The sequence below is a fragment of the Ruegeria sp. AL11 genome (genome assembly GCF_056540865.1).
The window spans coordinates 116,136-134,574 of the sequence record NZ_JBQFXO010000004.1; the positions used below are offsets into that span (position 1 = coordinate 116,136).

Annotated in this window: 19 protein-coding genes and 1 tRNA gene; 6 read left to right on the forward strand and 14 right to left on the reverse strand. The window is 57.9% G+C overall.

Annotated features, from left to right (window positions below; genetic code table 11):
• The first annotated feature begins 3 nt into the window (after positions 1-3).
• On the forward strand, positions 4-1,425 hold the full coding sequence (locus tag ACR0IP_RS08025) for a pyridoxal phosphate-dependent decarboxylase family protein (protein WP_480524869.1): 1,422 nt from the start codon (positions 4-6) through the stop codon (positions 1,423-1,425).
• On the opposite strand, the gene ACR0IP_RS08030 is transcribed toward ACR0IP_RS08025, so the two are convergent.
• From ACR0IP_RS08030 to ACR0IP_RS08045, 4 genes are all read right to left on the reverse strand, one after another.
• The gene (locus ACR0IP_RS08030) at positions 1,422-3,062 is read right to left on the reverse strand and encodes a sulfatase-like hydrolase/transferase (RefSeq protein ID WP_480525145.1); all 1,641 of its coding nucleotides are present in this window, start codon (positions 3,060-3,062) and stop codon (positions 1,422-1,424) included. The two genes, ACR0IP_RS08025 and ACR0IP_RS08030, sit on opposite strands and share 4 nt — an antisense overlap.
• 93 nt (positions 3,063-3,155) lie before the next feature.
• The gene (gene nqrM, locus ACR0IP_RS08035; RefSeq protein ID WP_170377292.1) at positions 3,156-3,392 is read right to left on the reverse strand and encodes a (Na+)-NQR maturation NqrM; all 237 of its coding nucleotides are present in this window, start codon (positions 3,390-3,392) and stop codon (positions 3,156-3,158) included.
• A gap of 15 nt (positions 3,393-3,407) precedes the next feature.
• A complete protein-coding gene (locus ACR0IP_RS08040) occupies positions 3,408-4,433 on the reverse strand; it encodes an FAD:protein FMN transferase (protein ID WP_480524871.1) in 1,026 nt (341 codons plus the stop codon).
• A gap of 66 nt (positions 4,434-4,499) precedes the next feature.
• On the reverse strand, positions 4,500-4,685 hold the full coding sequence (locus tag ACR0IP_RS08045) for a hypothetical protein (RefSeq protein WP_170377287.1): 186 nt from the start codon (positions 4,683-4,685) through the stop codon (positions 4,500-4,502).
• Positions 4,686-4,797: 112 nt separating this feature from the next.
• Here ACR0IP_RS08045 and ACR0IP_RS08050 point away from each other — a divergent pair, with 112 nt between their 5' ends.
• Positions 4,798-5,322: a CBS domain-containing protein gene (locus ACR0IP_RS08050; protein ID WP_170472451.1), complete on the forward strand. Its 525-nt coding sequence runs from the start codon at positions 4,798-4,800 to the stop codon at positions 5,320-5,322.
• Between the two features lie 43 nt (positions 5,323-5,365).
• Here the strand turns inward: ACR0IP_RS08050 and ACR0IP_RS08055 are convergent, their stop codons facing one another.
• Positions 5,366-6,109, reverse strand: coding sequence for a metallophosphoesterase (locus ACR0IP_RS08055; RefSeq protein ID WP_170377283.1), 744 nt, complete (start codon positions 6,107-6,109; stop codon positions 5,366-5,368).
• A gap of 125 nt (positions 6,110-6,234) precedes the next feature.
• Between ACR0IP_RS08055 and ACR0IP_RS08060 the strand changes: the two genes are divergently transcribed.
• Both ACR0IP_RS08060 and tviB read left to right on the forward strand, forming a co-directional pair.
• Positions 6,235-7,248 (forward strand): SDR family NAD(P)-dependent oxidoreductase, encoded by a 1,014-nt coding sequence (locus ACR0IP_RS08060; RefSeq protein WP_170377282.1) that lies wholly within the window; start codon positions 6,235-6,237, stop codon positions 7,246-7,248.
• A gap of 15 nt (positions 7,249-7,263) precedes the next feature.
• Positions 7,264-8,547 (forward strand): Vi polysaccharide biosynthesis UDP-N-acetylglucosamine C-6 dehydrogenase TviB, encoded by a 1,284-nt coding sequence (gene tviB / locus ACR0IP_RS08065; RefSeq protein ID WP_480524874.1) that lies wholly within the window; start codon positions 7,264-7,266, stop codon positions 8,545-8,547.
• A gap of 44 nt (positions 8,548-8,591) precedes the next feature.
• Here tviB and ACR0IP_RS08070 read toward each other — a convergent pair whose 3' ends face one another.
• The 7 genes from ACR0IP_RS08070 to ACR0IP_RS08100 form a co-directional block, all read right to left on the reverse strand.
• Positions 8,592-8,963 (reverse strand): hypothetical protein, encoded by a 372-nt coding sequence (locus ACR0IP_RS08070; protein ID WP_170377278.1) that lies wholly within the window; start codon positions 8,961-8,963, stop codon positions 8,592-8,594.
• A 116-nt stretch (positions 8,964-9,079) separates the two neighbouring features.
• A complete protein-coding gene (gene nqrF, locus ACR0IP_RS08075) occupies positions 9,080-10,303 on the reverse strand; it encodes an NADH:ubiquinone reductase (Na(+)-transporting) subunit F (protein WP_170377276.1) in 1,224 nt (407 codons plus the stop codon).
• A gap of 10 nt (positions 10,304-10,313) precedes the next feature.
• A complete protein-coding gene (nqrE, locus tag ACR0IP_RS08080) occupies positions 10,314-10,922 on the reverse strand; it encodes an NADH:ubiquinone reductase (Na(+)-transporting) subunit E (protein ID WP_170377273.1) in 609 nt (202 codons plus the stop codon).
• The gene (locus ACR0IP_RS08085; RefSeq protein ID WP_152460184.1) at positions 10,922-11,575 is read right to left on the reverse strand and encodes an NADH:ubiquinone reductase (Na(+)-transporting) subunit D; all 654 of its coding nucleotides are present in this window, start codon (positions 11,573-11,575) and stop codon (positions 10,922-10,924) included. Before ACR0IP_RS08085 ends, nqrE begins: the two co-directional genes overlap by 1 nt.
• Positions 11,575-12,402, reverse strand: coding sequence for a Na(+)-translocating NADH-quinone reductase subunit C (locus ACR0IP_RS08090; RefSeq protein ID WP_170377271.1), 828 nt, complete (start codon positions 12,400-12,402; stop codon positions 11,575-11,577). The genes ACR0IP_RS08085 and ACR0IP_RS08090 overlap by 1 nt, the downstream gene beginning before the upstream one ends.
• A complete protein-coding gene (locus tag ACR0IP_RS08095; RefSeq protein WP_170472437.1) occupies positions 12,395-13,603 on the reverse strand; it encodes an NADH:ubiquinone reductase (Na(+)-transporting) subunit B in 1,209 nt (402 codons plus the stop codon). The genes ACR0IP_RS08090 and ACR0IP_RS08095 overlap by 8 nt, the downstream gene beginning before the upstream one ends.
• Before the next feature lie 5 nt (positions 13,604-13,608).
• Positions 13,609-14,952, reverse strand: a complete 1,344-nt coding sequence (locus tag ACR0IP_RS08100; protein ID WP_480525147.1) for a Na(+)-translocating NADH-quinone reductase subunit A — start codon at positions 14,950-14,952, stop codon at positions 13,609-13,611.
• 296 nt (positions 14,953-15,248) lie between these two features.
• On the opposite strand from ACR0IP_RS08100, the gene ACR0IP_RS08105 reads away from it, so the two are divergent.
• A complete protein-coding gene (locus ACR0IP_RS08105; protein ID WP_480524877.1) occupies positions 15,249-16,364 on the forward strand; it encodes a THUMP domain-containing class I SAM-dependent RNA methyltransferase in 1,116 nt (371 codons plus the stop codon).
• Between the two features lie 105 nt (positions 16,365-16,469).
• Positions 16,470-16,546 (forward strand) — tRNA-Pro (locus ACR0IP_RS08110).
• A gap of 250 nt (positions 16,547-16,796) precedes the next feature.
• Here ACR0IP_RS08110 and ACR0IP_RS08115 read toward each other — a convergent pair.
• The gene (locus ACR0IP_RS08115; protein WP_170554950.1) at positions 16,797-17,687 is read right to left on the reverse strand and encodes a DMT family transporter; all 891 of its coding nucleotides are present in this window, start codon (positions 17,685-17,687) and stop codon (positions 16,797-16,799) included.
• A gap of 58 nt (positions 17,688-17,745) precedes the next feature.
• On the reverse strand, positions 17,746-18,369 hold the full coding sequence (gene wrbA / locus ACR0IP_RS08120; protein WP_480524879.1) for an NAD(P)H:quinone oxidoreductase: 624 nt from the start codon (positions 18,367-18,369) through the stop codon (positions 17,746-17,748).
• Between the last annotated feature and the right edge of the window lie 70 nt (positions 18,370-18,439).

Consider the following 18,439-nt stretch of genomic DNA (forward strand, 5'->3'; position numbering starts at 1 on the left):
GATATGGATCATCAAAAACTACCGGAAACGGGCCGCCCCGAAGGCGAGATCCTGGACCAGCTAAAATCCTTTGCCGAAAACGACCCGAATTACCGTGAGGGCCGGACATGGAGCCTTGTGTATCATCTGGACGATGATCACGACGCCTTCACAGCCAAGGCCTATGGCGCGTTCTCATCGGCCAACGGGTTGAATCCAGCCGCGTTCCAAAGCCTCAAGCGGATGGAGACGCAGATCATCTCAACCATGGCCGGGCTGCTGAAGGGTGGGCCGGAGACCTGTGGCGTGGTCACTGCGGGCGGCACCGAGAGCTGCCTGATGGCGGTCAAAACCTATCGGGACATGGCCCGCAAAAAGCGTAAGGTGACCCGTCCGAACATGATCCTGCCCAAGACCGCCCATGTCGCCTGGTTCAAGGCGGCCGAATATTTCGGCGTTAAGGCGCGCCTATTGCCGATGACGCCGGACTACGCCACAGACATCTCCAAGCTTAGAAGGATGATTGACGCGGGCACTGTGATGATCCTTGGTTCCGCGCCTGAATATCCGCATGGAACCATTGATCCGATTGCCGAGATGGGCGCAATCGCGCAGTCAAAAGGCATTCCCTTGCATATCGACGCCTGCGTCGGCGGGCTGATCCTGCCCTTCATGGAACGGAACGGCGTTGACCTGCCCGATTGGGATTTCCGGGTGCCGGGGGTGACGTCCATCTCGGCTGATCTGCACAAATACGGCTATGCGGCCAAGGGGGCGTCGACCATCCTTTATCGCAATCTGGACCTGTTGAAGCACCAGATGTTCGTCTGCCAGGACTGGCCCGGAGGGGTCTTTGCCTCGCCCGCCTTGCTGGGCACCAGACCGGGCGGAGCCTATGCCGCCGCCTGGGCTGTAATGCAGAAAATCGGTGAGGACGGCTACTGCCGGTTGGCGAAAGACACGACCGAAGCGGTCGAGACGTTGAAGGCAGGCATAGTCGCGATAGACGGCCTGCGCATTCTGGGGAACCCGCAGGGGCCGTTGCTGGCCCATGGCTCAACTGATCCGAAGCTCAACATCTATGCCGTGGCGGATCAACTGGAGCGCGCCGGTTGGAGCATCAATCGCGTTCAAAACCCAGATGGCATCCATTGCATGGTCACTGCCAAACACCGGCATGTCACCGATGAATACCTGAGCGATCTCGCCCAGGCGGTTGCGACCGTTCGCGCCAACCCTGAGCTCGCCAAAACCGGAGGGGCTGCGACCTATGGCATGATGGCCCATGTCCCGCTGCGCGGCATGGTGAAATCCAAGGTGTTGGATGTGTTTGCCGAGATGTACCGGGCTGGTGGAGGAGATTTGCATCTGGATGACGGCAAGACCCCGAACCTGTTGGAGCGCGGCATGGCCCGATATGTTCAGTGGAAAGCGCGGCGCAGTTAGTCCTTCAGGTAACTCTTGTAAGGCTTGGCTTTGCGGTTTCGGTATTTGACCGTCAGTTCCAGCGGCATGTCATTTTCGTCGTAGATCCCCAACACGATCCCCCTGCCCCGGCTTTTGGTTCGCATCTCGATCAGTTGCTGTTCAGACCGCGTTGTGCGCTGTGACGGGCGGCGCGCCCATGCAAACAGTTGGTCATACATTTCACTGATCACCTCGGCATGATCTTCGCTGTTGCCCAGATCAACCAACTCCTCCGGGTCGTTTTCAAGATCGAACAGAATCGGACGGTGCCCGCCCTCACAATGGATAAGCTTCCAGCGTTTGTTGGCGACCATGAACATCACCGCATCGCGGACCGAGGCATCCATGCGCTCGGCAATTGGCGACGCGGAATAGTCGTATTCGCAGATCACAACATCACGAGGCAGCTCCTGCGCCTGCCCATGCAGGATCGGCAGCAGGGAATGACCTTCGAGGATATGATTGGCGACGTCGCCTCCGGCCACTTCGACGAACGTCGGAGCAAGATCAATGGATTCGACCAGCGCATCGCTCACCATGCCTCGGGTCGCGTCGGCCTCGGGCGAAGGGTCATAGATGATCAGTGGCATTTTGGTCGAGGTATCGTGGAAGAACGTCTTTTCGCCCATCCAATGGTCGCCGAGAAAATCCCCGTGATCCGATGTCAGGACGATCATCGTATCGTCCATCCGACCGGTCTGCTCCATCCAGTCGAACAACCGGCCCATTTGATCATCGGCCTGCTTGATTAGGCCCATATAGGCCGGGATCACCGCCTCACGCACATCCTGGCGCGAGAAGGTCTCACCGATTTTGGTCTCCATGAACGCTTTCGACACCGGATGCGCATTTTGGCGTTCCTCATCGGATCGCACCACCGGCAGTACATGCTCAGGTCCGTACATCGAGGCATATGGCTCTGGCACGATATAGGGCCAGTGCGGTTTGATGAAGCTCAGGTGACAGCACCATGGGGCGTCATGGGTTTCCATGAACTCGATCCCGCGCCCGGTCAGATAGGGAGTCTCGCTGTCTTCTTCGGCAATGTTCGCAGCCTCGCACGAGTTTTTCAGGAACCAGCCGGACAGAACATTGCCGTGCGCGTCCAAACCAGAATTTGCGAAGTCATGCCAGGGGTTGTCGCTTTCATAGCCTTTGTCGCGCAGGTATTCATTGTAGGCCTTGGCCCCATCGGGGTCATAAAACCCGTCCGGCCCTTCGGGGCGCATCCCGTCGTCGCGTTCGAAGACATCAAAACCACATTCCGCCACACGAGCGCCAATCAGGCTGTCCGGTTCAAGGCCGAGCCGCGCCATGCCCTCTGCATCCGCGCGCATATGGGTTTTGCCAACCAGCCAGCATTCCATCCCCGCCTTGCGCAGGTGGTCGCCCATGGTCATCTCGCCAACCTTCAAGGGGATCCCGTTCCACGAGGCACCATGCGAATGTACGTACCGACCCGTATAGGTCGACATGCGCGAACTGCCGCAAATCGGCGATTGGATATAGGCGCGATTGAATCGCACACCCCGAGCCGCCAGACGGTCGATATTGGGCGTGTGGAGGTGCGGATGCCCGTAGCAGCTCAGGTAATCCCAGCGCAGCTGGTCGAACATGATGAACAGGATATTCTTGGCTTTGGCCACACGCGCCTCCGATCTGGTCCGGAGGCTATCTAGCCAATTCCCAGCAGGTGGTGCAAATGCTGATTAGGCCTGACGCTCCATCTGCTCCAGCATCTTCTTGGCGCGTTTGCATTGCAGCTGGTCCCGCAGAGGGCTGTCCGGGTCGATGTCCTTTTGGCAGACCACGCATTTATCCGCGCCCGAGATCGCGTTCAAACCGCCGCAGCTGCCTTTGATGGTTTTACCCATCAACATCACACCCAGCGACATGCCGACCATGACCAGAGACAGAAGAATAAAGGCCAGAATGAATGTGCTCATTTCGGTTCCTACCAATCAGTTGGTGCCCAGTGCGTCTTTGAACGCGCTGCTGTGCGAAGTTATATAGGCATCATCGCCGCCTGTCACATCCCGCGAGATGAAATATACGGCAAGTTCATGCTCTTCGGCCAGTTGCATACCCTTTTCCTGACCAAGCGCCAGCATTGCAGTCGCCCAGGCATCCGCCATCATGGCGGTTTCCGCCAGAACCGTGACCGAGGTCGTCCGGTGCGTGATCGGACGCCCGGTTGTCGGGTCGATGATATGCGAATAGCGCACGCCGTCTTGTTCGAAGTAGTTCTTGTAATCGCCCGAACTGGCCATACCGCGATCGTCCAGCGACACGATCAACTGCAAGCTCTGGGACCCGGCCTGAGGCTTTTCGATCCCGATTTGCCACGTTTCACCCTTGTCGTTCTGGCCTTTCGAGACCAGATCACCGCCGATCTCGACCAGATAGTTTTCTATGCCTGCGTCCCGCAAGGTCTCGGCGACGGCGTCAATGCCATAGCCTTTGGCGATAGCCGACAGATTGATCCCAACGCCAGGTTCGGATTTTGCCAGAGTTCCTGCTTCAGCATCCAGCGTCAAAAGCCGCTTTTGTCCAACGCCTGCCAGCGCGGCCTCGATATCAGCATCGGACGGCACGGGGTCTTCGGGCTTGCGCGGGCCAAAACCCCACAGCTCGATCAACGGGCCGAGGGTAACGTCAAAGGCTCCATCGGTTTTGTCGTGAACGTCATTTGCGGCCGCCAAAACCAGTGCGAATTCGTCGGATACCGCAACAGGGTCGGTGCTGGCGGACGCCGAAAAGGTCGAAACCTCGGAATTCGGATCCCAGTTCGACATCTTGGCGTTAACCGCGGCCAGAGTCTCCTCAACCGATGCAGCCAACGCGCTTTCGTCCAGATCCTCGCCAATCGCAGTGACATTGAAGGTCGTGCCCATGGTCTCACCCGATAGGCGCACCACATCGGGTTCCTTGTCGAACAGGCAGCCAGTCAAAAGGGTGGTAAGGGCCAGCGCAGGCAGTAGACGCATGGATCAGTCTCCGGGAAAAGCAGTGCCCGGCATATGCCAGCCACCCCGGTCAGAGTCAAACCGGCTTCACAGCTTTAGCGGCAAAAAGCCCAACATCAAAAGGCCGATCCCGGCGGGAAGTCCGAACAGCCACGCCCGCTTCTGCCACCCGTCCGGCTGCTGTTTCCACACCATGCGAAAATTATGGCCGCAGACCACCACAACAAAGAAAATCAACGCAGCAATGGGGGGTGTCAGATAGATGTCACTCACAGGATTGGACTCCGGGTTTTCGCCGATGCGGGCATTTGCACCCTATACAGGCCATTTAGCTGCGCTAAGGTGAAAGGGAAAGACTTTGCAAGAACCAAAAAGGAGATTGCCCATGGCCCCAACCTCATACCAGGCCCCCACACGCGGCGACAAGCAGGACAAGTCCACCTACAGCCAGTCGACGGGATCGAACCTGTCGCAGTCGCAGACGACCGTGGCGAAACTGCTTGAGGGGAAAGGCGACGCGGTGTTCTCGGTCCGCCCGAACGAGACGATCCACACGGTGGTGAATATTCTCAAGGAAAAACACATCGGTGCCGTTCTGGTGACCGATCAGAACGGAGCGCTTCAGGGCATCCTGTCCGAGCGTGACATCGTGCGCCGTATGGCTGATACGCCCGGCCAGACCCTGCCGCAATCGGTCGAGGATCTGATGACCAAGGAGGTTCAGAGCTGCTCGCCCGACGACACGCTGAATGCGGTTCTGAAAACCATGACCGAAGGCCGGTTCCGCCACATGCCAGTTGTCCGTGATGGACTTTTGTGCGGTATGATCACCATCGGTGACGTCGTGCATTTCCGTCTGAAAGAGCTGGAATACGAAGCGCTCCGTATGAAGCAGATGATCGTTGGCTAAAGCAACCCGGCCCGCGGCGGCCTGACGCCTTGGGCCATACCACCTAAGCCGTTGCCGTGAATGTGACCCCTCCGGGAAATAGCTCGGCAGCGGTCAGGCAGTTGGTGGCGAAAGCGCCGGTGTCGATCGAAATGACCCCGTCCCGAACCTCGGCCTGATCCACGATCGTGTGCCCATGCACCACCCATTGACCATCCCAGCGCGGCTGCTGTCCGAACTTTGAGTGGCCCCAAAGACAGGTTCTTCGGTCCTGTTTTTCCACTGATGCCCGAGGGTCCAGAGCGGCATGAACGACCGAGACATTGCCGCTGGTCCACATCAGGGGCCGCTCGATCAGCCAATCCACAAGCTCCTGCCCCATGGCAATGAGCAAACGCTCCGCCAAATCGCCCTTGTCGACGTCGACATCCTTTATACCAAAGGAGGCAAGCGTCTGGGCGCCCCCGTTGTTCATCCACAGCGGGCCAATGCCGAACGGATCCTCAAGAAACCGCAGTAACATCTCTTCGTGATTGCCCAGCAGGCAGGTTACGCGCCCATTCGAGGTCAAACTCAGATGTTTCAACTGCCGCAACACCTGCGCGCTGTAATCGCCCCGGTCGATATAGTCACCGACAAACACCCAGGGCAGGCCCTCGTCGAGCTTCGGCAGCAGGGCTTGCAACAGGTCCAAACGTCCGTGGATATCTCCGACCGCCACAAAGCGCGCCTCGGGCCTTATGCCCGACACATCCGCGCCGCGCATTCCGCCCGGTCCAAGCAGCCCTCTGATCCAGCCCGTCACCATGCAAAGACCTCTACTCTGACCGGCTGCGACGGACAATCGGCAATCGGTCCGGAAACGGGCGGTTGACCAATGGGCGCGCAACCTTGATAGACAATGCAGACGGGTCGCCGAAGCGTGAGGGATGTATGAAGCGGGTTTTGATCACGGGCACGGCCGGATTTATCGGCTTTCACCTGGCGAAGCTGTTGCTGTCCGAAGGGTTCCGTGTGCATGGCTATGACGGGATGACCGACTATTACGACGTCGCCCTCAAGCAACGCCGCCATCAGATGTTGCTGCAAAATCCCGGCTTTACCACCACTGAAGACATGCTGGAAAACCATGAACGGCTGATGCAGGTCGCGGATGAGTTTCAGCCCGAGGTGATCATCCACCTCGCCGCGCAGGCCGGTGTGCGCTACAGCCTTGAAGAGCCGCGCAGCTACATCAACTCGAACGTTGTCGGCACCTTCAACGTGATGGAGGTCGCGCGTCAGCACAAGGTGCAGCACCTTCTGATGGCCTCGACGTCATCGGTCTACGGCGCCAATGAGGATCTGCCCTTTACCGAGGTCGAAAAAGCCGACACGCAGCTGACGATCTATTCGGCCACCAAGAAAGCCAATGAGGCGATGGCGCACTCCTATGCCCATCTTTGGGACCTGCCGACCACCATGTTCCGGTTTTTTACGGTCTATGGCACCTGGGGACGGCCCGATCTGGCGCTCTATAAGTTCGTCGACGCGATCCTCGAAGACCGCCCGATTGATATCTACAACCACGGCGACATGTATCGCGACTTTACCAATGTCGAGGATCTGGTCCGTGGCATCCGTTTGCTGATCGACGTGCCTCCGGTGCGGCCCGCCGGCGCCGATGAGATCGAGGACGGCGACAGTCTGTCCCCCGTCGCGCCGTACCGGGTTGTCAATATCGGCAATGGTGACAAGGTGCGCCTGATGGATTTCATCGAAGCCATCGAAGCCGCGATCGGAAAAAAGGCCATCCGCAACTACATGCCCATGCAAATGGGCGACGTCCCCGCCACATGGGCCAATACTGACCTGTTGCAAAGTCTGACAGGGTACCGCCCGGAAACCAATTTCAAAGACGGGATCGCGCAGTTTGTTGCGTGGTTCCGCGACTATCACGGCAAGTAAAGGGCCAAGACCGGAATGCTGGAGACCAATCCTGACGCCCGCAAAATCGCCGTGATTGGGTTGGGCTATGTCGGCCTGCCGCTGGCGGTCGCTTTTGGAAAAATCGGCCCCGTGGTCGGGTTTGATATCAACGCCGCACGGATCGACGCCTTGCGCAATGGCAAGGACGCAACGCAAGAGGTCGAACCCGAAGACCTAGCCGCCGCATCGGGCCTGAGTTTCACGACGCAAGCCTCCGACCTTGCGGCATGCGACACCTTCATCGTCACGGTGCCCACACCAATCACCGCAGGCAAACAACCTGATTTGACACCTCTACTCGCGGCCTCGGAAACCGTGGGATTGGTCCTGAAACCCGGCGACCTGGTGATCTACGAATCCACCGTCTATCCCGGCGCGACCGAGGAAGACTGCGTACCTGTGCTGGAAGGCACCTCGGGCTTGAGCTTCAACACTGATTTTTTTGCCGGCTACAGCCCCGAACGGATCAATCCCGGCGACAAGACCCATCGGATCGCGGATATCTGCAAGGTGACCTCGGGCTCGACCCCGCAGGTGGCGGATCTGGTCGATGCGCTTTATGCGCGGATCATCACAGCGGGAACGCACAAAGCTGAAAGTATCCGCGTGGCTGAGGCTGCAAAGGTGATCGAAAACACCCAGCGCGACCTGAACATCGCGCTGGTAAACGAGCTGGCGATGATCTTTGGCCGGATGGAGATCGACACCGAGGCCGTTTTGCGCGCCGCGGGAACCAAGTGGAACTTCCTGCCCTTCCGCCCCGGTCTGGTCGGCGGGCACTGTATCGGCGTGGACCCCTACTACCTGACCCATAAGGCCGAGGCCGTGGGGCATCACCCTCAGATCATTCTGGCCGGTCGACGACTGAACGATCGGATGGGCAGTTATGTGGTGTCTCAACTGGTCAAACGCATGACCCGCAACGGCATCAATGTCGGTGCGGCACGGGTTCTGGTTCTGGGCCTGACCTTCAAGGAAAACTGTCCTGACCTGCGGAACACACGCGTCGTTGATATCATTGAGGAATTGCAGAGCTATGGCATCAGCGTTGATGTCCACGATCCCCATGCCGACCCTGCCGCAGCCGAGGCTGAATACGGCCTCTCGCTTTCAAGTTCCCCTCAGGACGGAGCTTATGATGCAGTCGTTCTGGCCGTCGCGCATCAGGAATACAAAGACGCTGATCCGTCAACGCTTCGAGCTTACGGCAAACCCAACAGCGTGGTGTTCGACATCAAGTCCTGCCTGCCAAGGGACGCGAGTGACTTGAGGCTGTAGTGACTTTGAAAGTCACGGTCGGGTCTACTTGCTCGTAGCTAGAACTATTCAACTTGACCACAGTCTTGCGGAACCAATCCGATTTCAGTCTTGAGAATAACGTCCGGTGCACAGTGTTTTGCATCCAGGTGGAACAACAGCGTCAACGCTCCGACCGTTGCCGCAAATGACGCACAAGTAAACATTGCATTTCGTCCCATTGTTTTGACTGCATTGGCATTCCCTCTATTGCGGAGAACTCGCCACATCGAGAAGAAGCCGCCTGAGAAAGAGTATTCACGAGGCCGATCTCGACCGGCATCCAAGGTCGCAAAGATGAGACTATGCAGCGATGCGAGCAGCATAAGAAAGAAGTACATAGTCGCAAACAAACCGACGATAACCCCAAGAAAAAGGGCAACAATTAGTAGTTTCACGTGGGTCTAATTCTGTCAAAATAGCTTAATTCAAACATCAGCGGGTGAAACGAATACCTGCTTGTGAAATAGGGATACGAAAAAAGCCGGCGCACCATGCGCCGGCTTTTTGTCTCTTACCCGCCGAAATCGTCGAGCATGATGTCTTCGCGGTCCACACCCAGATCCAGCAGCATGTTGATGACCGACTGGTTCATGATTGGAGGACCACACATGTAGAACTCGCAATCCTCGGGCGCGGGGTGGCTCTTGAGGTATTCTTCGAACAGAACGTTGTGGATGAAGCCGGTATAGCCTTTCCAATCGTCCTCGGGCTGCGCGTCCGACAGGGCAACGTGCCAATCGAAATTGTCGAATTCTGCGGCCAATTGGTCGAAATCTTCGACAAAGAACATCTCTTTCTTCGACCGCGCACCGTACCAGAAGCTGATCTTGCGATCACGGTTTTCCAGACGCTTGAGCTGGTCGAAGATGTGGCTGCGCATGGGGGCCATGCCTGCACCACCGCCGATGAAGACCATCTCTTTTTGGGTTTCGCGGGCGAAAAACTCTCCGAACGGACCCGAGATGGTGACCTTGTCACCCGGTTTCAGGTTGAAGATGTATGACGACATCTGACCCGGAGGGATGCCATCGGACCCAGGAGGGGGCGAGGCAACACGGACGTTCAGCATGATCATGCCCTTTTCGTCCGGATAGTTCGCCATGGAATAGGCACGCTCAATCGGTTCAGCGACGACGGACTCGTACTGCCATAGATTGAAGCGATCCCAGTCTTCGCGATATTCCTCTTCCACATCGAAATCGGTATATTTCAACTGGTGCGCGGGAGCTTCGATCTGGATGTAGCCACCAGCGCGGAAGTTCACGTCCTCGCCTTCGGGCAGGTCCAGGGTCAGAGCCTTGATGAAGGTCGCCACGTTCTCGTTCGAGCGAACGGTGCATTCCCATTTCTTAACGCCAAAGACTTCCTCGGGGACTTCGATGTCCATGTCCTGCTTGACCGCAACCTGACAGGACAGACGGTCACCACAGGCCGCTTCACGCTTGGTGATGTGGCTTTCCTCGGTCGGCAGGATCGATCCGCCACCGGAATGCACCTTCACCCGGCACTGCGCGCAGGTACCACCGCCACCACAGGCAGACGGAACGAAAAGCTTTTCGGCCGCCAAGGTCTGCAGCAGCTTGCCACCGGCAGGGACCGAGATGGTCTTTTCGCCGTTGATGGTGATGTTCACATCACCGGTCGAGACCAGTTTCGAACGGGCGGCCAGAATGATCGTCACCAGCGCGATGACGATCACTGTGAAAAGGGCAACGCCTAAACCAAAAGTTTCCATTCTGCCCTCCTTACAGTTTCACGCCCGAGAAGGACATGAAGGCCATCGCCATCAGACCCGCGGTGATGAAGGTGATCCCCAGACCTTGCAGGCCGTCGGGAATGTCCGAGTATTTCAACTTTTCACGAACGCCCGCCATTGCGGTGATGGCCAGTGCCCAACCAAAGCCTGAAGACAGCCCATAGGTGGTTGCCTCGGCAAAGTTGTAATCCCGTTCCACCATGAACAGCGAACCACCCAGGATGGCGCAGTTCACCGTAATCAGCGGCAGGAAGATCCCCAGCGCGTTGTAGAGCGGCGGGAAATACTTATCCAAAACCATCTCGAGGATCTGAACCATCGCCGCAATCACGCCGATATACGAGATCAGACCAAGGAAGGTCAGATCAACATTGGGGAACCCGGCCCAGGACAGCGCACCCGGCTTGAGAAGGTAGTTCAGCAGCAGGTTGTTGGCAGGAACGGTGATGGCCTGCACGACCATGACCGAAATTCCCAGACCCAGCGCGGTCGAGATCTTCTTCGACACGGCGATGAAAGTACACATCCCCAGGAAGAAGCTGAGCGCAAGGTTTTCGACAAAGATGGCCTTTACGGCCAGTGAGATCAGACCTTCCATCAGTGGGCCTCTACCTGCTGAATTTTGTATTCACGCTCTTCCACCTGGTTCGGCTTCCATGTGCGGAAGGCCCAGATGATCAGACCGATGATGAAGAACGCCGACGGGGGCAGCAGCAACATGCCGTTGGGCACGTACCAGCCGCCGTTGTTGACGGTCTCCAGAATGGTGACACCGAACAGCGACCCTGCACCGAAAAGCTCACGAATGAAGCCGACCAGCAGCAGGATCAGGCCGTAGCCCATACCATTGCCCATGCCGTCGATAAAGGACGCAACCGGAGGGTTCTTCATGGCAAACGCCTCGGCGCGGCCCATCACGATACAGTTGGTGATGATCAGGCCGACGAAAACCGAAAGGGTTTTCGAGATCTCAAACGCATAAGCCTTGAGGATCTGGTCCACTAGGATCACCAGCGAGGCGATGATCACCATCTGCACGATGATCCGGATCGAGCCGGGAATCTGGTTGCGCAGGCATGAGATGAAGAAGGACGAGAACGAGGTCACGAAAATCACCGCCAGCGCCATCACCATCGACACCTGCAGCGACGAGGTCACCGCCAGCGCCGAACAGATGCCCAGCACCTGCAAGGTAATCGGGTTGTTGTCGACAAGCGGGTCGACCAGCATCTCTTTCTTGGTCTGGGACATCAGAGCTCTCCTGCTTGCAGTTTGGCCAGAAACGGTGCGTAGCCCGCATCGCCCATCCAGAATTTCACCAGGTTATCGACACCCACCGAGGTCAGGGTCGCCCCCGCGAGCGCGTCGATATAGAAGTCGGGTCCTGCGGCGGGCTGGGATTTCGACACGGTGATTTGCAGATCACCATTATCGTCACGCAGCTTCTTGCCATTCCACAGCGCCTTCCAGCGTGGGTTGTCCACCTCAGCCCCAAGGCCGGGGGTTTCACCGTGCTGATAGAACTGCAGGCCATAAATGTCGTTGCCGTTGTTCTCCAAAGCGATAAAGCCATAGAGCGTGGACCACAGGCCGTAGCCGTGCAGCGGTAGGATCACCTTGTCCAGCGCGCCCGCATCATCCCGCAACAGATAGATCACCCGATACTTGGCCTTGCGCCCAATACCCGCCGGGTCATTGTCCAGCGCGACGCTGAGGTCGGGATCACTGGCCGCGGCGATGTCATCGAACGTGGCCGGGTCGAACTGATCATCGACGAAATCGCCGGTGGACAGCTCCAGCACGTGGGGTTCAAACGCGGCGAAGGCTTCGGTGACGTCGATGTCAGGCTCATAGACACCCGCTACCTGCAAAACGTTGACCTGCTTGTCCTTCAGGCGGTTGGTCTCCTGCACCGGGCGCAAGCTAACGGCGGCTGCGGACACGACCATCGAAGCGACCAGACAGACGGCAACCGCGATGATAATCGTCTTGCCGACAGAGTCCGGCGAGGCTGCCAGGAACTTGGCGATCGCGCCTTTAGGTGCCTCGTTTTGATCTGGGGATTGCGTATCAGACATGGCGACGCGCCCTCCGTTTGATGTTGGCTTGGACGACGAAGTAGTCGATCAGCGGAGCAAAGACGTTGCCGAACAGAATGGCCAGCATCATGCCTTCTGGAAAAGCTGGGTTGATGACACGGATCATCACAACCATGATACCGATCAGCGCGCCATAGATGTAGCGGCCCATGTTGGTGTGGCTGGCGGAAACAGGCTCGGTCACCATGAAGGCCAGACCGAAGGCATACCCACCGATGACCACGTGCCAGTACCAAGGCATCGCGAACATCGGGTTCGTGTCCGAACCAATGAGGTTCAGCAGCAAGGTAAAGCCGATCGTACCGGCCAGACAGCCGACAATCAGGCGGTAGTTGGCGATCCGCGTGGCCAGCAAGAAGGCCAGACCGATCATACAGGCCAGCGTTGAGGTTTCACCAAAGCTGCCCTGGATCGACCCGAAGAACGCGTTCCACCAGGTGATGCCATCAGCCGCCAACGCCTGGAAGCCCTGCGACGCAGAGACGGACAGGGCAGTCGCGCCCGAGAACCCATCAACCGGCGTCCAGACTGTGTCACCGGACATGCTCGCCGGATAGGCGAAATACAGGAACGCACGACCAACCAGAGCCGGGTTCAGGAAGTTCTTGCCGGTGCCGCCAAAGACTTCTTTCCCGATCACGACGCCGAAGATGATGCCCAAGGCCACCTGCCAAAGAGGCGCGGTTGCGGGCATGATCAGCGTGTAAAGCATTGAAGTAACAAGGAAACCCTCGTTTACTTCATGACCGCGCACAGTGGCAAAGATGACCTCAAAGATACCACCCGCGACAAGTGTCACGATGTAGATCGGCAGAAAATAAGTGAGCCCGTGCATCACATTGGCAAAGACGCTGGAGGGATCCAGCGAGATACCAAACATCTGCAGCAGAGCAATCCGCCAGCCGGTGGCCGATTCAGGCCCCAGCAGCGCAATGGCCGAGTTCGCCTGATAGCCGGTATTGTACATCCCCCACAGGATACAGGGGATCGTCGCTATCACGACGTAGGTCATGATCCGCTTCATGTCGATATACGACCGAGCATGCGGCGCGGCGGTGGTTACAGTTTTCGGAGTGTAGATGAAGCTTTCCACCATCTCGTAGATGGGGAAGTACTTCTCGTACTTGCCGCCCTTGGTAAAGTTTGGCTCGATCCGATCAAAGAAGCTGCGCAAACCCATTTGGATCAGCCCTCCTTTTCAATCTTGGCGAGGCAGTCGCGAAGCGCCAGCCCATATTCATATTTCGCCGGACAGGCAAAGCTGACAAGGCCCAGATCCTCTTCGTCCAGCTCCAGTGCACCCAGTGCCTGAGCGGTATCGGTGTCCATCACCAGCAAGGCGCGCAGCAGCTGCGTGGGCAGGTAATCCTGCGGCATCAGCCGTTCGAACACGCCTGTCGGTACCATCGCGCGACGGCCACCATTCAGGTTGCTGGTCAGATTATACAATTTGTTGGACAATGCCGAACCCAGAACCGGTTGGACCGAGTATTTCGACGGCATCGGACGAATCCAGCCCATCGGAATCTGATCGTGGTCTTCCCGGATGATGGTGATCTGACGCGCGAACCGGCCCAGATAGGCGGTCGGTCCCTCGGCTTGAGTACCCGACAGAACCGAGCCCGAAATAATCCGGGGTGTTCCCTCCAAGTTGATCTCATCCTTCGTCAGCTCATCTGTCGAGGCACCCATGGCGGTGCGGATCAAACGCGGCTGACGTGCGCCTGGCCCAGACAGAGCGATCACGATATTCGGATCCAGATGGCCGGACTGCATCAGGCGGCCGATCGCGATAACGTCCTGATATCCGATGGTCCAAACTTGTTTGTCGCCAGCGAGCGGCTCCAGGAAGTGGATGTGAGTACCAGCCAGACCGGCAGGGTGCGGGCCTGCGAAGGCCGCCGCTTCCACTCCGGCAACGTCTGCACCGGGGATTTTGTCGCCATCCTTGTGGCAAAGGTAGGTCTTGCCCTCCGACAGCTTGGCAACCGCCGCAAGACCGGCGGCAAAAGCTTCCCCTGCATCGGCGATGATCACGGCGGCGTCCGCAGCCAGCGGCTCGCTGTCCATCGCGGTGACAAAAATTGCTGCTGGTTTGGTGCCTGAGGACGGCATTTTCGAATAGGGCCGTGTGCGGAACGCCGTCCAAAGACCCGCCGCGCAGAGTTTTTCTGCCACGCCCTCGGCCGTGTCGCCATTGCCCACGCCCGAGAAATCGACGCCCGCGTCATTCGGGTCGGAGATTTCGATCACAACGCTCTGCAAAACGCGGCGCGCACCCCGGTTGATTTGAATGACCTTGCCGCTCATCGGGGCAACCATCATCGCCTCGGCGACGTCCTTGTGGCAGAACAGCGGAGTGCCACGCTGCACCTCATCGCCTTCCTGCACCAGCATGCGGGGCTTCAACCCCAAATAATCGCCGCCCAAAGCCGCAACCTTGCTGAATTCCGGCCCTGGCTGGATCGTTTGATCCGGGGCACCCTCAATCGGCAATTCCAGCCCTTTTTTCAGTTTGAAAGTTTGCATCTCGCTACTGTCTTCCAAGCCTCTCTCCTGCGCCAGCTATCATAGCCCAATTGGAAGGGGCATGTGATAGCGCGGATGATAAACCAACCGGGTCGCAAAGAGCTATTTGCTGGTCGGAATCCGCAGGCGTGTGTCTGATGTCGGTCCTTTACGCGCCGACGACCAGAAACGCAAACCCGTTAGGCTCGAAATTATCTATTGTTTGTCACTTTGTCTTAATCGAATGTTCATATTGGCGCTAACACACCGATATTTTGCCGGTCGCACCTCTGCCGCATCCGGTGTAAGCAACAAAAATGAGCATGACTCACAACCTTGATATCTTCCTGGTGGCAACACCGGGCCTCGAAACCCCGCTCTGCGCCGAGGCCACCCAACACGGATTCGCAGGCGCGCGTGTCGTGCCCGGCGGCGTCAGTTGTACGGGCGACTGGTCCGAGGTCTGGCGGGCCAATCTTGTCCTGCGCGGTGCCAACAAGGTCCTTGTGCGCATCGGCAGCTTTCCTGCCGTCCATCTGGCCCAGCTGGACAAACGCGCGCGCAAGTTTCCCTGGTCGGACTTTCTCTGCCCCGACGTGCCCGTCAAGGTCGAAGCTACAAGCCGCAAGTCTCGCATTTACCATGCCGGGGCCGCGCGCCAGCGCATTGAGCGCGCAATCTCTGACACCTTGGGTGCAGCAATTTCTCCCGAGGCCGATCTGCGCGTTCTGCTGCGCATCGAAAAGGATCTCTGCACGCTGTCGATCGACAGCTCAGGCGAGCCGCTGCACAAGCGCGGTCACAAAACCGCTGTTGCCAAGGCCCCGATGCGCGAGACCATGGCCGCGATGTTCCTGCGAGACTGCGGGTTCGAAGGGACAGAGCCGGTTCTTGACCCAATGTGCGGCTCGGGCACCTTTGTGATCGAGGCCGCCGAGATCGCCCTTGGGCTGGCGCCGGGACGTTCGCGATCCTTCGCTTTCGAGCAGCTGTCCGGGTTCGACATAGCGGCATGGCAGGCAATGCGGAGCGCGTGCCACCCATCCAAAAGCCCCCTTCATTTCTACGGCTCCGACCGAAACACAGGCGCTGTCGAGGCCGCCTCTGTCAATGCCGAACAGGCTGGTGTGGCGCAGCATACCCGTTTTCAGCATCGTGCCGTTAGCGACATCAAACCACCCCCTGGGCCCGCTGGTCTGGTCATCGTGAACCCCCCATACGGCGCGCGGATCGGTGACGAAAAACGTCTGCGGTCGCTATATGGCAGCCTTGGCAAAACGCTGATGACCCGCTTTCAGGGTTGGCGCGTCGGCGTCATCACCAGCGCCCCTGCACTCGCCCGCGCGACGCGCCTGCCTTTTCTGCCGACTGGTCCGTTCGTCGATCACGGCGGCACGAAAATTCGCCTGTATAGAACCGAGATTCTACAATAGAGCGTTCAGCCCAACCTAGCCGAGCGCGCCAGGACTTTTCCAATTTCACGCGCAAGAATCCCCCTTGCGCATCCCAACCCACGCGTATAGACCCGCCGCCACGGTCGGAGTGTAGCTCAGCCTGGTAGAGCACTGTCTTCGGGAGGCAGGGGTCGGAGGTTCGAATCCTCTCACTCCGACCAATGAAACAAGGCGCCCAAGGGCGCCTTTGTTGTTTTCAGAGGAATGGCCAAAACGATATCCGCAACGTTTCGTTCGATAGATGTGCTCAGTTCGTTCACTACCGACATCCACCAACTACTGAATTGGCACTAAATATCCTCTAATTTATAATTCCCGCTGCGTTCTTAAGCGCATCTGGACTGTAGGACCTATAGACGTTTTCCAGGGTTTCGCGCGAGGTTGCAAAATAGGCCGTGGCGTCCTCCAGTGTCATGCCGCGCATGCTCGTCTCCATTTTTTCAAACCCGAATTGTCCCTTCGACTCACGCTTTGGCCAACCACAACAGAACCAATAACTATGGCTGATCCTATCGACTGAGTGAGGCTAAGCGTTTGTCCCAAGTATACCCAGCCGAGCACGACAGCTGTAACAGGACTCATCATGCCAAGCATCGAGACTGCACTGGGCTCCAGGCGCGCTATGCCGCGAAACCAAAGAGCATATGTTGCTGCAGCACCGATCAACCCGAGCCAAATAAGGCCGGCGACATTTGTCGCGCTGAGCGCAGGTAGAGGCGGCTCAAGGAACAGTGCGATTGGCAACAGTATCAAACCACCGGCCGTTAATTGCCACGCAGTGAAACTCAGCGCCGAGACCGGAGGTTGCCATTTACGGCTGAGAACAGTGCCAGCAGCCATTGACGCGGCTCCTCCCAAACCCGCTACGATACCGATCCAATCAAGTTGTGCTGCAGGTCCGATCAGCAGCAGAGACACACCCATTGCGCCAGTCGCGGCGGCGCCAAGTGCACCAAGTCGGATTGGGGTTCCCAGCCATCCCCACGCCATCAAAATCACGATCATCGCTTGCAACGATCCTAGGGTGGCGGCCACACCACCAGGCAGCCTATACGCAGCAACGAAGAGGAGCACCCAGAACAGAGCGAAATTAAGGCTGCCTAAGACGAAAGTTCGACCGAGCCATTCGCGCGGTGGAACGCAGCGCGTCACTGCAAGCAACAACAAGCCAGCAGGCAGAGCTCGTAACGCAGCCAGGGTAATCGGATAGCCAGCCGGGAGCGCTTCGGTAGTTACCAGATAAGTGCTTCCCCATACCGCTGGGGCGAGTGAGGTGAGAAGAATATCGGTTAAGCGCGACATGGTATGTCTCCCGGCTAAGGCGTTTGAGAATTTGAGTGAAACGTCAGAGCAGCGCAGGTTACGCTGCTTCCGCTTGCAGGTTTGATCCAGCGAGGCACGCTGCAACCCTTGCAACATGAGCGCCCTGGAATCGCGCCCCGGCTAGGTCAGTTTCGGTTGGCGTGCGGGAACCATCAGCACCGGCGATCGTTCCGGCACCATATGGTGCGCCGCCAATGATTTCTTCTGATATAGTCTGGCCAGCAAATGTGTAGGGCATTCCGGCAATCAGCATTCCAAAGTGTTGAAGCGGGACTTGCGTTGTCAGAAGGGTGGCCTCGTGCCCGCCATGTTGTGAACCTGTTGATGCAAAGACAGCTCCGACCTTACCAACCAGTGCGTTCCTGGCCCAAAGCCCTCCGGCCTGATCCAGGAAGGACTTCATTTGGCCTGCCATCATGCCAAATCGGGTCGGCGTTCCAATGATGATTGCGTCATAGCTTTCCAGATCTGTCGGCAAGGCAATAGGCGTATCATCGAAGATATAACCAGCCTGCTGGCGGACTTCCTCAGGGACAGTTTCGGGCACACGCCGAACGTCAACTTCGGTGCCGGGAACACTTCTGGCGCCTTCAGCCTCGGCACCGGCCAATGTGCTGACGTGGCCATAGCTTGAATAGTAGAGAACGAGAATACGTGACATAGGATACCTCTCAGGGCTGCGACTTGTTCCCTAAGAGAATGGAATTTGTTGCGCCGCCAATTAAGGCGCG

Coding starts and splice junctions, on each gene's coding strand:
- nqrF (WP_170377276.1), bottom strand. CDS start 10,303: ATGGAAACTTTTGGTTTAGGCGTTGCCCTTTTCACAGTGATCGTCATC.
- ACR0IP_RS08100 (WP_480525147.1), bottom strand. CDS start 14,952: ATGCAAACTTTCAAACTGAAAAAAGGGCTGGAATTGCCGATTGAGGGT.
- wrbA (WP_480524879.1), bottom strand. CDS start 18,369: ATGTCACGTATTCTCGTTCTCTACTATTCAAGCTATGGCCACGTCAGC.
- tviB (WP_480524874.1), top strand. CDS start 7,264: ATGCTGGAGACCAATCCTGACGCCCGCAAAATCGCCGTGATTGGGTTG.
- ACR0IP_RS08025 (WP_480524869.1), top strand. CDS start 4: ATGGATCATCAAAAACTACCGGAAACGGGCCGCCCCGAAGGCGAGATC.
- ACR0IP_RS08085 (WP_152460184.1), bottom strand. CDS start 11,575: ATGTCCCAGACCAAGAAAGAGATGCTGGTCGACCCGCTTGTCGACAAC.
- ACR0IP_RS08030 (WP_480525145.1), bottom strand. CDS start 3,062: ATGTTCGACCAGCTGCGCTGGGATTACCTGAGCTGCTACGGGCATCCG.
- nqrE (WP_170377273.1), bottom strand. CDS start 10,922: ATGGAAGGTCTGATCTCACTGGCCGTAAAGGCCATCTTTGTCGAAAAC.
- ACR0IP_RS08095 (WP_170472437.1), bottom strand. CDS start 13,603: ATGGGTTTGCGCAGCTTCTTTGATCGGATCGAGCCAAACTTTACCAAG.
- ACR0IP_RS08040 (WP_480524871.1), bottom strand. CDS start 4,433: ATGCGTCTACTGCCTGCGCTGGCCCTTACCACCCTTTTGACTGGCTGC.
- ACR0IP_RS08115 (WP_170554950.1), bottom strand. CDS start 17,687: ATGTCGCGCTTAACCGATATTCTTCTCACCTCACTCGCCCCAGCGGTA.
- nqrM (WP_170377292.1), bottom strand. CDS start 3,392: ATGAGCACATTCATTCTGGCCTTTATTCTTCTGTCTCTGGTCATGGTC.
- ACR0IP_RS08105 (WP_480524877.1), top strand. CDS start 15,249: ATGAGCATGACTCACAACCTTGATATCTTCCTGGTGGCAACACCGGGC.
- ACR0IP_RS08055 (WP_170377283.1), bottom strand. CDS start 6,109: ATGGTGACGGGCTGGATCAGAGGGCTGCTTGGACCGGGCGGAATGCGC.
- ACR0IP_RS08090 (WP_170377271.1), bottom strand. CDS start 12,402: ATGTCTGATACGCAATCCCCAGATCAAAACGAGGCACCTAAAGGCGCG.
- ACR0IP_RS08060 (WP_170377282.1), top strand. CDS start 6,235: ATGAAGCGGGTTTTGATCACGGGCACGGCCGGATTTATCGGCTTTCAC.
- ACR0IP_RS08050 (WP_170472451.1), top strand. CDS start 4,798: ATGGCCCCAACCTCATACCAGGCCCCCACACGCGGCGACAAGCAGGAC.